This window comes from Melioribacteraceae bacterium (genome assembly GCA_019638015.1).
GTDB lineage: Bacteria > Bacteroidota > Ignavibacteria > Ignavibacteriales > Melioribacteraceae > JAHBUP01.
In genome coordinates this window covers 1360961-1374349 of sequence record JAHBUP010000001.1, presented here as the reverse complement: position 1 = coordinate 1374349, position 13389 = coordinate 1360961, and the positions used below count along the sequence as shown (strand labels likewise).

Here is a 13389-nt window from a genome sequence, read left to right as displayed (position 1 = left end):
CCTAAAAAACTAGCGTCCATAAAATATAATCTATAATTAAGATGGAAGCTGAGCTTAGTACAAAAGACCGGATTGTGGAATTTCCCACACCCTCGGCTCCGCCTTCTGTTTTAAAACCAATGTGGCACCCCAGCAATGATGTTACTAACCCGAAAAACATCCCCTTCATTAATCCATAAACAAAATCATTTAATAAAAAGAATCTTCGAGCCGATTCAAAGAATACATTAAATGAAACACCCAAAAAAAGGTTTGAAATAAAATAGGCACCAATAGTTGCAATTACATTTGCAAATAAAACCAATATTGGCATCATCAAAGTTGTGGCTATAACTCTTGGGGAGGCAAGAAAGGCAATCGGACTAATTCCCATAGTTTCTAACGCATCGACTTGTTCAGTAACTTTCATTGACCCAAGTTCGGCGGCAATAGATGCACCAACCCGCCCAGCGATTACAATTGCTGTTAACACTGGTCCAAGTTCAGTTATGATTGCTCTTGTAGTTGCGGCACCTAAAAATGAAAGTGGGGCTAATCCTTGCAATTGGTAAGCAGCCTGCCAAGCCGCGACAGCACCAGTAAAAACAGCTATTATTAAAACTAATGGAAGTGAATTAACTCCTATATGCTCCATTTGAAAGAGTAGATTGCTCGGCTTCTTTATTGTTCTGGGTATATACCTTATTATCGATCCGAATAAGATTGATACCTGTCCGAACTCTTCAAAAAAATCGAGTGTTCTTTTACCAATTTTTTGTAGGATTTTGTTTACCATCTTATGATGAATCCATTGAGCATTTTAGGTTTGCTCTTTTATTTTTTTAATAATCAATTCCGGATCATTTTGTTGAATTAATTCTTTAGTAAAATCGGCATTATTAAATTTCTTTGAAATTTCAGCAATTAGTTTTAGTTGTATTTCCGGTTCATTTTGTGGGATAAGAATAAGAAACACTAGATTTGTTAATTGTTTATCCATAGAATCAAATTCAATTCCCTCTTTATTTATTGCAAGACCAATCACCGGTTTCTGAATTGGCAGTCGGGCATGCGGTACAGCAAAACCATTTATTATGCCGGTGGACATTTCTTCTTCCCTCATCCATACTTCATTAAATACTTTATATCCATCTAGTTTTTCTTTTTTAGAAATTAACTCGCACAATTCTTTGATAACTTCTTTTTTTGAAGCATTATGTGTAGTGATGGTGTGAGATGATTTAAGCAGTCCCTCAAGGGAAAATTTATATTTCCTTCTCTTTAAAAATATATTCATAAGTGGAGCGCTTGTAATTGATGTCACCAAAGCCATGATAACCAATGCGACAAATACTTTTTCTGTAATTAGACCCGATTGAAGTGCAAGCAAACCCAATATTATTTCCATGGCTCCTCTTGCGTTCATTCCAAAACCAATCACCATACAGTCATCAAAACTTTTTCCACCGAAATATGCCCCCAATCCGGATCCAACCACTTTGCCAACGAATGCGAGTATAAGAAAAATTGAAACCAGCAGTAAATCAAAATTATCTATAAAATTTACTCGCAAGCCTATAGCTACAAAAAATAGAGGAGCAAATATATTCGTCACAAATTGGTGAATCATCTCTCTAGTTTCTTCCTTAAGATGATTTGAATCTCCAATAGCAATTCCAATAATGAACGCACCGAATATTGCGTGAATTCCAATGTACTCAGTAAAAGCCGCGCAGAGGAATCCGAGTATAAAAATAAAGTTCAGTACTCCTCCGGGATAAGAAGTAAATTTATTCAAATATGGTATCAAGAGATTAATAATTTTTCTTCCAACTATTAAAATTAAAAATACGAATGAAAATAAAGTTATAATCAACCAATGCAGTTCCATTCCATGAGCGTGTTTCCCCATCATTCCTAAAATCAACGAAAAAATAATCCAACCAATCAAATCATTTATCATTGCCGAAGTAATAATCACAAAACCAACATCAGTCTTAAATATTTTAAGATCCATTAATACTTTAGCAACGACGGGTAATGCTGTTATTGATAATGCAACACCTATAAATAGCGCGAACACTAATCTCATATCCGGGTTATTGATTCCTAAAGTTTCTGGCGCGAGGTAAGCAATTCCAAATCCAACTAAAAATGGGAATATAAAACCTAGTGTACTAATTGAGGAGGCGGCTTTTCCCTGTCTCAGCGTGAGGCCTAAATCAATCTCTAATCCGGTGACTAACATTAACATCACAACAGCCATTGTAGTTATACCGCTCAATGCAGTGAATGATGAGGTGGAACTCTCAAATAGATATGAAAAAGCCGAGGGGAATAAATTACCAAATATTGTAGGACCTAGAACAATACCTGCTATTATTTCACCAATAATGAGCGGCTGCCTAAATTTTCGGAATAACTCACCGAAACTGCGAGCAAAAAGAAGCATCACTCCAATACTAAGTAAAAAAATGGTTATGTCGTTTTCGTTTAAACTCATTCTAAATAATCGCTCGATTTGATAATAAGGACACTCGAGGGCAAATCCTTAATTATAAACTCCAAATCATGCTGAAAGATTCTATCGAACAATTTTAATCGCTTCATCGAGGAGGAAACGACGAATAAATCCATTCCATTTTCTTGCACGTAATTGTTTGCAGTCCAACCTTGCCGACCGCATAAACATACCTGCTTAATTTTCACACCGGTTAAATTTAGTTCCTTAATAAAGAAACCCAGCCTAATTTCTTCTTCTTCAAGCATTTGTTTTTTCTGAAGTTCAGTTTCGTCTGTTGAACCCGATTCTGAAATAGTGATCGCAAGTCCAGGTAGCTGGAATTCTCTAATAATAGTAAGCTCTTCGCTCTGTTCAATAATGGATAACTCATGAGAAATTTTAATTGTTTTTTCCCCCAGCTCGGAATAATCGAACGAGACTGCAATATTCTTGAATGGTTTTGGATCTATTAAAGGATGAGGTAATAATAACATTGAGCAGGTAGCTTCACGGACTAAAGTTCGCGCAACCGAACCTAAGTAATATTTCAAAAAATTTTCTTTCTCAAGAGCGCCCGAAACAAGCAGATCAACTTTTTTCTCCTCGCATGCATTTAAAATAACTTTTACCGGTTCCCCTTTTTTCCAATGAAGCGTGTAACAATTTGGATCTAAACCAGATTCTGTTATTATCCTTTTCATTTTTTGTTCTGATTCGGAATTCTGTTCCCCCGCATGAATTAAAACAATTTCTGAATCAAAGAGTCTTTGCAGTCGGTTGACTTCTGCCAGTAATGCTATGCTAGTTGGCGAAAATGTGAGCGCTAATCCAATTTTTTTAAATAACATAATCTTCTTCTGTTTGGTGCTACTACAATTATAGTGAAATTATTTTCCCATTTCCAAACGGTATATTTTTTTTACTTATATTTGTTACAAATTCTAAAATCAATAAAATTTATTTGGTAGTTAAAATAGGGATTATATTATGAGCGAACCAGTTAAAGCAGTTGAGGAAAAAAGATTAAAAGTTAATTTGCCCGATAATTTAGTTTTTGGTAAAGTTTTTAGTGAACATTGTTTTGAGATGGATTACGATTCAACAAAAGGGGGATGGCAAAAACCCATAATTAAAAAATTAACCGATTTACAGCTTCATCCAGCGGCAATGGTTTTCCACTATGGGCAGGCTCTGTTCGAAGGGATGAAAGCTTACAAACAAGTTGACGGTAAAATTGCACTGTTCCGCCCATATAAGAATGCCGAAAGATTTAACCGTTCTGCCGCCCGGCTCTCGATGCCACAGGTAGATATAGAACTTTTCATTAGTCAACTTAAAGAGTTAATTCTGCTCGATCAAAATTGGATTCCCGAAAAACCGGGATATTCTTTATATATCCGCCCATTCATGATTGCAACCGAACCATGCTTTGGAGTGCGTCAATCAGAAATGTATAAATTTATAATTTTACTTAGTCCGGTTGGGCCCTACTATCCCGAAGGTTTTAAACCCGTTCCGATTATGGCTACAGATAATTATGTACGCGCGGTTAAAAGAGGCACCGGAGAAGCTAAAGCCGCCGGTAATTATGCGGCTGGATTAATTGCTCAAACCGAAGCAAAAAAAGAGGGTTATTCACAAATTCTTTGGCTCGATGCAATTGAACATAAATATATCGAAGAAGTTGGAGCAATGAATATTTTTGTTCGTTTTAAAGATGAAGTTGCCACACCAATGCTTTCGGGTTCAATACTTTCGGGTGTTACACGAATGTCTGTAATCGAATTGCTAAAAGATTGGAATTATAATATTTCCGAAAGACAAATATCTATTGATGAAATTGTTGAAGCTTACGATAAAGGCGATTTGTTAGAAATTTTTGGAAGCGGTACCGCCGCAGTTATCTCTGCAGTAAGTAAATTAAAATACCACGATAAAGTTCTTCAATTCAGCGATATAGAACCGGGTCAATTAACTCTAAAATTGTATAATGAGTTGACCGGAATTCAATATGGCACAATACCGGATCGTTTCGGCTGGGTAGTTCAAATCTAATTTTGTCCTTCATAATGGGAGAATTCAATATTCTCCCTCTTTTTTCCCAAACAGGAATCAACATGAAAAAACTATTAGCTATCTCTATTTTATTATTTTTATCCACCATTTCAGCGCAAAATTCAACAAGGCCAAAAAATATTATTATACTTATTGGTGATGGAATGGGACTTCCCCAAGTATCGGCCTCCGTATTATCTATGAAAAATGATCCATTCAAAAAATTTAAACATATCGGGTTAATAAATACTTGTTCAGCCGATAAATTAGTTACCGATTCAGCGGCCGGAGCAACCGCCTTTGCCGCCGGAAAAAGAACGGCAAATTCAAAACTGGGTATTGACACTGAAGGTAATATTCTTGAAAGTATCTTTGAGATTGCAAAGAAGAGAAAAAAATCAACCGGCGTTATAGCAACAAGTTCATTAACTAACGCAACTCCCGCGGCATTTATGGTTCATAAGGATTCACGACATAAGCAATTTGAGATTGCGGAACAGATTTCTAAAAGTAATACAGATATTTTAATTGGCGCTGGCACCGATTATTTTTTGCCCAAATCACTTGGAGGAAAAAGAGACGATGATAAGAATATTGCGGATTCAATGAAGAATATGGGATACCATGTAATCACCGATTCAACTCAAATAAATAATTTGCCCGATAAAAATAAATTACTAGCACTTCTCGGAAGTTATCAATTACCAAAAGGAGAAGAAAGAAATTATAATTTAGGGGAACTAACAGAGCATGCTATTAAATCATTGAATAAAAATAAAAAGGGATTTGTATTGATGGTTGAGGGTTCAAGAATTGATTGGTCGGCGGAAGCAAATGACCGGGATTATTTTTATAGTGAGCAAATCGATTTCAATAACGCAATTAATGAAGCATTAAATTTTGCAAGCAAAGATAAAAATACATTGGTAATTGTTTTAGCAGATCATGATACCGGTGCGATGGGAATAAGAACTAAAGAAGCTGATTCGGATAAATTAGGAATTGTTTGGGGTACAAAATTTCATACAGCGAACCTGGTTGGTGTTTTTTCATTTGGCCCAGCATCGAAAAATTTTGTGGGAATATTGGAGAATTGGGAAGTGGGGAAAAAATTAATTGATTTAGTTAAATAAAATTAGGGTGAGCATTTCATTTTTATTAAAATGCTCACTCAATTCTAATTATGATTTGTTTAGTTCTCTCTCAATAGCTTTAGTAATCTCTTCCCCTTCCGGTGTAACTTTACTTCTGAATCTATCAACAATGTTTCCTTTTTTATCAATAATAAATTTTTCAAAATTCCACTTGATATCCCCCTTCTCAACTTTACTACTATTAACTAAGCGATCGTATAGAGGAGATTTATCATCACCCAAGACTTTAACTTTATCGAAGAGTGGAAAAGATACATTAAAATTACCGGTGCAAAATTCCTTTATTTCTTCATTAGAACCAGGTTCTTGTCCGCCGAAATCATTGCATGGAAACGCAAGTATCTCAAATCCTTTTTCTTTATACTTATCATAAATGGCTTGGAGCCCGGTATATTGTTTTGTATAACCACACTTGCTTGCAACGTTAACTATTAAAAGCACTTTACCTGAATACTCACCTAACTTGACCTCTTTTCCATCAATATCCTTGACCACTATATCCTTGATGTTGTCTGTCATCTTTTTATCCTTTGCATTAGTTTGAAATCCCGTAAAAGCAATCACAAATAATATTATAAATAATTTTTTCACATAGACTCCTATTTAGTTTTATTGATAAACGGCAAGATTATAATATTAGTTCAATAGAGTGAGCGAAAAAAAAGGTCGCACCATTTAATGATGCGACCTTCAATTTAACTTAAAAATTATATAAGAATTAATCAGCCATTAAGCAGGCAATTGCAGAGGTATTTACAATATCATCAACACTGCAGCCACGGCTTAAATCAAAGAATGGTTTTTTAACACCTTGATTTACCGGGCCAACAGCTTCAGCACCGCCCAATCTTTGAGCAATTTTATAACCAATATTACCTGCATTTAAATCTGGGAATACCAATACATTCGCTCTTCCGGCAACATCGCTGCCCGGTGCTTTTTTCTTACCAACATTTTCAACAATTGCCGCATCAAACTGAAGCTCGCCATCAACTTTAAGGTCAGGTCTTCTTTCTTTCACAAATGCTGTGGCTTGCCTAACTTTATTAATTAGCTCATGTTCAGCGCTTCCCTTAGTTGAAAACGATAACATTGCGATATATGCTTCTTCTCCGGTTAATTTTTTATGATTATCCGCGGTCGAAATTGCGATATCGGCTAATTGGCTGGCATCCGGATTCGGATTTACAGCGCAATCTGCAAAACTATAAACTCTATTGGGGTATGCCATTAAAAAGAAGCTGGAAAGAATTGATATACCTGGTGACATTCCAACGCAAAAAATTGCCGCGCGGGTAACATCAGCAGTTGTCGCAAATGAGCCGGATACACTCGCATCCGCCATTCCTTCGGAAACCATCATCCCGGCAAAAAATAGATCTCTGAGAACAGTTTCTCTTGCCTGCTCAATAGTTACTCCTTTATGCTTTCTTTTATTGTAGAATATATTAGTGAAATCACTGAGCTTATCCGATTTTTCAGGATCAATAATTCTTATTCCTTGAAGATCTACTCCAATTCTAGCCGAATCAGTTCTAATTTTTTCTTCATTACCAATTGTAATTACGTTAGCCGTTTTTTCTTTAGTTAATATTTCAGCGGCTTTAAGAACTCTTTCATCATGCGATTCGGGTAAAACGATAGTTTTTTTTCTTTGAGCAGCTCTTGCTCTAATCTGATTTAATAATTCAATTTCAGCCATGTTTATCCTTTAATAATTATTTTGTGATTCAAATATAGTTATTTTACTTTTTTCTCTACCACTTCCCACCTATTTTTGAGGAAAATCGGCGACTAATAATAGATTTGCGTTTTGATTTATATTTGGAAATATTAGCATAAAATGAAAATATAATAATTTACTTTATGAGCACTACAAGAACAAAAAGAGTTATTGCGGTTTCTGCTTCAATTATAGTTTTGCTCGCCGGAATTTATCTGTTCGCAAATATACTTGCCATACTTATAGTATCGGTTCTAATCACCTTAATCTTTGATCCTCTCGTTACTTTTATTGAAAAACGGGGATTTAACCGGGGCTTGGCAACTCTCTCAGTTTTTATAACAATGGGCTTTTTTATTTATGCCGGTATTTCACTTGTCATACCCAAAATTTTAAATCAATTCAGTGATATCTCGTCAGCTTTCTCCCAAGATAATATCAATATCCTATTGCTCAAAATTGAATCTAAGATTGAGAAGGTAATTCCATTTATCGGCTCTTATAATCTTTCCAGCAGGGCTGGTGGATTCATCCAAAACTATTTCACAAACTTTGTTAGTAACATTAGCGAATTTATTTATAATCTCATCTCAATATTAGCGATCGCGGTTATTGTTCCCTTCTTAACATTTTATATGCTGAAAGATAAAAAAGCTTTATTCAGCGGAATACTTGACCTAATGCCTAATAAATATTTTGAAGTCTCTTATGCTGTACTCAGAAAAATTACAATTCAGCTCAGCAAGTTTGTTCGAAGCTGGATTTTTGACGCAGCAATTGTCGGATTCTGTATTGGCGTTGGCGTACATTTTCTTGGGATAGATAATTCTACTTCAATCGGGTTTATAGCTGGAATTGGACACTTAATTCCTTATTTCGGACCCGTGATTGGAGGACTTCCCGCATTACTTATTGCGTTAATTCAGTTTGGTGATTTTTCGATGCTGCCAAGTATTGTTTTGCTCTTTGCTATTATATATACACTTGATAATGGTTTTCTTCAGCCAAAAATATTTTCAAAGAGTACCGACATTCATCCAATAGTAATAATTCTACTTATACTTATTGGTAGTGAATTACTTGGCATTTTTGGAATGCTTTTAGCGGTTCCTACAGCAACCGTGGTAAAAACAGCATCGCGTGAAATTTATATTGGCTATAAGAATTATAAAATTATAAAGATGTAAATTATACTCTCACACCAAAGGCAAAATATTATGAAAATCACATTTGTTGGTGCCGCACAAACTGTTACCGGTTCTATGCATTTAGTTGAAGCTAATGGTATTAAATTTTTACTCGATTGCGGTATGTATCAAGGCAAAAGAAAAGAAGCTTTCGAGATCAATAAAAATTTCGACTTATTTGATCCGTCTGAAATTAGTTTTGTTATTCTTTCGCACGCACATATTGATCATGCTGGTAATCTCCCATCTTTGGTAAAAAGAGGATTTAAAGGGAAGATTTATTCAACTTTTGCCACCCGAGATTTATGTTCGTACATGCTGATTGACAGTGCGCATATTCAGGAAAAAGATGTTGAGTTCGTTAACAAGAAAAGGAAAAAGAATAAACAAAATTTATTTGAACCTCTTTATGTGCAAGCCGACGTATTAGAAACATTAAAGAGATTTGTAGGGCTTAATTATCATCAAGAGCAAAAATTGGAAGAGGGTATTTCAGTAATATTTTATGATGCCGGACATATTCTTGGTTCTTCTATTGTTCTTCTTACAATTAAAGAGAATGGGAAAATTATTAAACTCGGATTTTCTGGCGATCTTGGAAGACCAAACTTACCTATACTTCGAGATCCAGAAAAAATTGAGAATGTTGATTTTTTTATTTGCGAAAGTACTTATGGAGGAAGAACTCACGAGAAGGCTGATCAGTCCGAAGAGGCACTTGCGGCAGTAATTAATAAAGCAATTAAAAGAAAAGCGAAAATAATAGTCCCTGCTTTTAGTGTCGGAAGAACACAAGAAATGGTTTACTCGTTACACCGAATCTTTGATTCAAAAAAAGCCGCATCAATTCCGGTATTTGTTGACAGTCCATTAGCTGTTAATGCGACTACTGTATTTAGAACTCATCCCGAATGTTTTGATGTAGAAACAAGTGAGTTCCTCTTCAAAAATGAAGATCCATTTGGATTTAGTAAATTAAAATATATCACCGATGTTGAAGACTCTAAAGCGTTAAACAATGTTGAAGGACCATGCATAATTATATCTTCTTCGGGGATGTGCGAGGCTGGAAGAATTTTGCATCATTTAGCAAATAATATTGAAAATTCCAACAATATTGTTTTGATGGTTGGTTATTCTGCTGTAAATACTTTAGGAAGAAAGTTAATAGATGGAGAAAAAATTGTTAGAATTTTCGGAGATGAATTTCAGGTTAAAGCCGAGGTTATTGTAATGCAATCTTTTAGCGCACACTCAGATGCTGAAGAATTACTGAGCTATTGCAAAAGTTTTGATAAAAGCCGGATGCAAAAGTTATTTCTAGTTCATGGTGAAATTGATCAACAGGAGATTTTTAGAACAAGTCTGGAAGAAATTGGATTTAGAAATATTGTAATCCCACAAAAAGGATATGAGATTTCTATATAATTTTATACTCTTTAGTATCCTAATCTTTTGGGGATGCAGAGAAAAAATAACAGATGTTCCCGATGAACAATCAGTTCCTCCGCCTCCAATTTCTGTAGCTATTTATGATGCCTTCGATGGACAAATTGGAATTGAATGGCATAAAGTTGAGCGTAGCGGGATTTCATATAAAATTTATAGAAGTAAAGTATCCAATTCCGATTATAAGAATATAGCCTTGGTCAATCAAAACTATTTTGTTGATACCAACTTGGAATATGATGTCACTTACTATTATAAAATTTCTAGTGTAAATCTGCAAAAACTGGAAAGTGAACTGAGCGACTATGTTTATGCAACCCCTAAAAATATTTATCCCCCATTGCGCCCTCAATTTGTGAAAGTTAACGGTAAAAATATTGATGGTGATTTATATTTAGAGGTAAAATGGAACGCCTCTGTGGATAGTGACATAAGCCATTATGAGATATTCCGCGATACATTGTTGACCGAAATTATACCCGGCAGAACACCTAATTATATTTCAAAAGCATTGCTTTTAAGAGACACAACCAATGTTTCCCTATTAAGAAATTATTACTACAGAATAATATCTGTTGACAAAGGAGGGCTTAAAAGTAGCGCCACACTTCCGGTTTCGGATCTTGTACTGAATACCCCACAACTCATTTCACCAGCCAACTCTATTGAATTAAAAAGTTTGGGTAAGTTTATTTTTCGTTCGTCAAGTTTACCATCATCTTATAAACTATTTTTACAATTGAGTGAACACTCAACTATATATAAAGAATTTGATATTGGATTAAAACCTCCGGACCAGGATATAACATTAGACTTGACCGGCGTTTTAATTGAACCAAATCGAAATTATCTCTGGCGTGTTGCAGCGTATTACAATAATACAAGTGAATATAATAGTATAAGTCAATTGCGTAGATTCTATTTAAGTCCATAACGGAATATTTTATTGAAAAAAATTTCTATAATACTGATTCTAATTGCCTACTCAGTTTCAGCACAGGTTGAGAAAGACAGCGCCGCATTTTCACCAAATCTCTACTCACAAAAAGTGATACTAAGTCAAACAGATAAACAACTCAATACTTATAATTTTTACAATTTGTTCGGTTATAACTTCTCGTTTAATAATTTTTTTATTGGACTCAGAGAGAATTTTAATTCCACTATATCTAATACCTCAACTAAAAACATTAAAGATGAGCAATACTTTTCAATGCTTGTTTCGTACAAAATTAATCAATACTTCTCAACAGGCTCATCAATTAAAAATAATTTGTATGTGGATGACCGAAATTTATCTATAAATAAAACTATGCAGTTCAACGGATCATTGTTCTTAAAATACTCTCCCATCGAGAGAATGGAACTCTCTCCGTTTGTTGGATTATCCCGCAACGATCAAATTGGCGAGCAGGATAATGGTTATGTTTATGGTTCTGAATTAAGTATTGATGAACTTCCAATTGGTGAGTTTGGGCTAACTTCTCACTTAAAAGTTCTGAATGAAGACATATCCCCCAGAAAAAATAATTACCGATTAGCATTGGTAAATTTGACCAGTAATTTTGATCAGAGCTTTGAAAATATTTTATCCGGCTATTTTAATCAGCAGAGAAAAGATTTTTACTTCTCAGCTGATCCAATTGTATCCGAATTATTTGAGGTTAGAAACAATATACAAAGCCGTACAGAAACTAATTATTACATTCAGGACAGACTTAGATTGGTTCAAACCGACTCACCATTCTCATTGGAAGTTAATGGTAAAGTAAGCTGGAGGGATATTGAGAGAAATACACGATATATCTCCTTACGAAACTTAAGTTCTTTCAACGATTCAAGAATTAATGAATTAAAAATTGATTTGAATCTGTTATCCGAGTATAACAGCGATCCGCTGCAGTTTGCTTTTCGGGTTAATTTTTCTGAACGGAATGAGAGACACCAGTCGAGAAGATTGGAAGGTATCCTTGAGTCAGACTTTTTAAACCGGCAGCAAAATGAATTTCAAAAAAACAACACTTCGCAATTAGTGAATCTAGCCTTGTCCTCAATATATAATTTATCGAGAAATGATCGAATTTTCTTGAGTTTCTTTCACCGTAAATTAAAATATGACACTCCAAGCTCCGAAAACTTTGATGACAGAGATGAACTATTAACTATTTCTAAATTGCAATACGAAAGAATTTTTAATCCGGCATTTAAAATCTTTGCTTCAATTGAAGCAAGCATGAACAAGATAGTTTATATATTTTCTGAGAGAAGTTCTAATAACAATATTCAGAGGGTTATAAAGTTTACAAGTGGTGGTAGGTTCTCAAATAAACTAATTTCCTCCACAAATTCGGCCGAGGTATTGGCTAATTATACAGTGTTCGATTATGAAGAATTCAATCCAAATTTTAAGAGCTATTCCTTCAGGCAATTCATCTTTCGAGATTCAACGAAAATTAATTTAGCGCAAAAATTAAGTTTGCATATAAATGGATATTTAAAACTTTCAGAACAGGGGGATTTTAAGTGGACAAGTTTTTCGAACAAACCTCAGCGATTCATAAATGAAATATTTGCGGAGCCAAAACTTTCCTTCTTAATAAATAAATTTTCCATTGCCTGCGGGACAAGATTTTTTCTGATATCTACTTACAGCTTCAACAAAGGGATTGATAAAACTAAGTTGACCGATTATACAAGTATAGGCCCAATTTTAGAGTTGAGTTATGAATCTTCGGAACTACTAGAATTTTATTTAAATGCCTGGTACGAATTTATCAGGTCCGAAAAAAACTTGAAGCGAGAATTGTTTAATATGAATTTAAAGCTAAAATATGCTTTATAATTTGCACTTTAGTTGCGACTATTGTTTTGTAGTTATATTTTAATACTTAATGAATATTCGGAGATAAACTTGTCTCATATAGTTTATGAAAGGGATGTGATTAGCGATCCGGAATTACTGCCGGAATTAGAGAATTATATAGTTGAAATTGCTAAAACACATAATGTACCCGAAGAAAAGATCAATAATTTAGCTCTCTCTTTTTCTGAAGCTGCTTCCAATGGAATGTCTCATGGAAATAGGCTTGATAAAGAAAAAAAGATAAATATAAAGGTAGTAATCAGCGATTCCGAATTCCTCGTAAAAATTAAAGATCAAGGCAAGGGTTTTAAACTTGATGAAGTTCCCGATCCTACAAAGCTGGAGAATATTTTAAAGGATAGCGGACGAGGCATTCATATCATGAAATCTTTTCTCGACGGCCTAACTTACAATATTACCCCTTCCGGAACAGAAGTATCTCTTTCAATATCATTAAAGTAGTTTGATATTTAATC

The 13389-nt window shown here is 34.6% G+C and carries 12 protein-coding genes; 7 read left to right on the top strand and 5 right to left on the bottom strand.

Going from position 1 to position 13389, the window contains the following annotated elements; genetic code table 11:
• Window position 1 precedes the first annotated feature (1 nt).
• The 3 genes from KF816_05575 to KF816_05565 are packed head-to-tail and all read right to left on the bottom strand — an operon-like array spanning window position 2 to window position 3330.
• Window positions 2–775: an ABC transporter permease gene (locus KF816_05575; protein MBX3007485.1), complete on the bottom strand. Its 774-nt coding sequence runs from the start codon at window positions 773–775 to the stop codon at window positions 2–4.
• Between the two features lie 24 nt (window positions 776–799).
• Entirely contained in the window at window positions 800–2482 is a 1683-nt protein-coding gene (locus KF816_05570) for a cation:proton antiporter (protein ID MBX3007484.1), read from the bottom strand.
• Window positions 2479–3330 (bottom strand): universal stress protein, encoded by an 852-nt coding sequence (locus KF816_05565; protein ID MBX3007483.1) that lies wholly within the window; start codon window positions 3328–3330, stop codon window positions 2479–2481. The genes KF816_05570 and KF816_05565 overlap by 4 nt, the downstream gene beginning before the upstream one ends.
• 139 nt (window positions 3331–3469) lie before the next feature.
• Between KF816_05565 and KF816_05560 the strand changes: the two genes are divergently transcribed.
• Both KF816_05560 and KF816_05555 read left to right on the top strand, forming a co-directional pair.
• Window positions 3470–4537, top strand: coding sequence for a branched-chain amino acid aminotransferase (locus KF816_05560; protein MBX3007482.1), 1068 nt, complete (start codon window positions 3470–3472; stop codon window positions 4535–4537).
• 62 nt (window positions 4538–4599) lie between these two features.
• Window positions 4600–5670: an alkaline phosphatase gene (locus KF816_05555; GenBank protein MBX3007481.1), complete on the top strand. Its 1071-nt coding sequence runs from the start codon at window positions 4600–4602 to the stop codon at window positions 5668–5670.
• A gap of 48 nt (window positions 5671–5718) precedes the next feature.
• Here KF816_05555 and KF816_05550 read toward each other — a convergent pair whose 3' ends face one another.
• Window positions 5719–6210, bottom strand: coding sequence for a glutathione peroxidase (locus KF816_05550; GenBank protein MBX3007480.1), 492 nt, complete (start codon window positions 6208–6210; stop codon window positions 5719–5721).
• 199 nt (window positions 6211–6409) lie between these two features.
• A complete protein-coding gene (gene pta / locus KF816_05545) occupies window positions 6410–7393 on the bottom strand; it encodes a phosphate acetyltransferase (GenBank protein ID MBX3007479.1) in 984 nt (327 codons plus the stop codon).
• Window positions 7394–7557: 164 nt separating this feature from the next.
• Between pta and KF816_05540 the strand changes: the two genes are divergently transcribed.
• The 5 genes from KF816_05540 to KF816_05520 all read left to right on the top strand — a co-directional run bounded on the left by KF816_05540 (window position 7558) and on the right by KF816_05520 (window position 13375).
• Window positions 7558–8601, top strand: coding sequence for an AI-2E family transporter (locus tag KF816_05540; protein MBX3007478.1), 1044 nt, complete (start codon window positions 7558–7560; stop codon window positions 8599–8601).
• Between the two features lie 30 nt (window positions 8602–8631).
• The gene (locus KF816_05535) at window positions 8632–10029 is read left to right on the top strand and encodes an MBL fold metallo-hydrolase (protein MBX3007477.1); all 1398 of its coding nucleotides are present in this window, start codon (window positions 8632–8634) and stop codon (window positions 10027–10029) included.
• Window positions 10013–10984, top strand: coding sequence for a hypothetical protein (locus KF816_05530; protein MBX3007476.1), 972 nt, complete (start codon window positions 10013–10015; stop codon window positions 10982–10984). Before KF816_05535 ends, KF816_05530 begins: the two co-directional genes overlap by 17 nt.
• A gap of 12 nt (window positions 10985–10996) precedes the next feature.
• Entirely contained in the window at window positions 10997–12892 is a 1896-nt protein-coding gene (locus KF816_05525) for a hypothetical protein (GenBank protein ID MBX3007475.1), read from the top strand.
• A gap of 69 nt (window positions 12893–12961) precedes the next feature.
• On the top strand, window positions 12962–13375 hold the full coding sequence (locus KF816_05520; GenBank protein MBX3007474.1) for an ATP-binding protein: 414 nt from the start codon (window positions 12962–12964) through the stop codon (window positions 13373–13375).
• The last annotated feature ends 14 nt before the right edge of the window (window positions 13376–13389 follow it).